1 protein-coding gene is annotated in these 1,052 nt (G+C 68.3%); it reads right to left on the bottom strand.

Features of this window, described 5'->3' with window-relative positions; genetic code table 11:
• A partial coding sequence (locus ACWTU9_RS33130) for a hypothetical protein (RefSeq protein ID WP_455862004.1) occupies nucleotides 1-1,052 on the bottom strand: 1,052 nt, incomplete at both ends.

The raw sequence follows: 1,052 nt of genomic DNA on the forward strand, positions 1-1,052 counted from the left end.
GTCGAGCCAGTTGCACCTGTCGAGCCAGTCGCACCGGTCGAGCCGGTTGCTCCGGTCGAGCCAGTTGCACCAGTCGAGCCGGTGGCGCCGGTCGAGCCAGTTGCTCCGGTTGAGCCGGTTGCTCCGGTCGAGCCGGTTGCTCCGGTCGAGCCTGTTGCCCCGGTCGAGCCAGTTGCACCTGTCGAGCCAGTTGCACCAGTCGAGCCAGTTGCACCTGTCGAGCCAGTCGCACCGGTCGAGCCGGTTGCTCCGGTCGAGCCAGTTGCACCAGTCGAGCCGGTGGCGCCGGTCGAGCCAGTTGCTCCGGTTGAGCCGGTTGCTCCGGTCGAGCCGGTTGCTCCGGTCGAGCCGGTTGCTCCGGTCGAGCCTGTTGCCCCGGTCGAGCCAGTTGCACCTGTCGAGCCAGTTGCTCCGGTCGAACCTGTTGCTCCGGTCGAGCCGGTTGCACCGGTCGAGCCTGTGGCACCGGTCGAGCCAGTCGCACCAGTAGAGCCGGTTGCTCCGGTCGAGCCAGTCGCACCGGTCGAGCCAGTTGCGCCGGTCGAGCCGGTTGCACCGGTCGAGCCTGTGGCACCGGTCGAGCCTGTTGCTCCGGTCGAGCCGGTTGCACCGGTCGAGCCAGTTGCGCCGGTCGAGCCGGTTGCTCCGGTCGAGCCGGTTGACCCGGTCGAACCTGTTGCCCCGGTCGAGCCTGTCGATCCAGTCGAGCCGGTGGCTCCGGTCGAGCCGGTTGCTCCGGTCGAGCCAGTCGCTCCGGTCGAGCCTGTTGCTCCGGTCGAGCCGGTTGCACCGGTCGAGCCGGTGGCACCGGTCGAGCCGGTTGCACCGGTCGAGCCTGTGGCACCGGTCGAGCCTGTCGATCCAGTCGAGCCGGTTGCTCCGGTCGAGCCGGTTGACCCGGTCGAACCTGTTGCCCCGGTCGAGCCTGTCGATCCAGTCGAGCCAGTTGCTCCGGTAGAGCCGGTAGAGCCGGTAGAGCCGGTAGAACCGGTAGAACCGGTAGAACCGGTAGAACCGGTAGAACCGGTAGAACCGGTAGAACCGGTAGAACC

The organism is Mesorhizobium sp. 128a, from assembly GCF_053848025.1.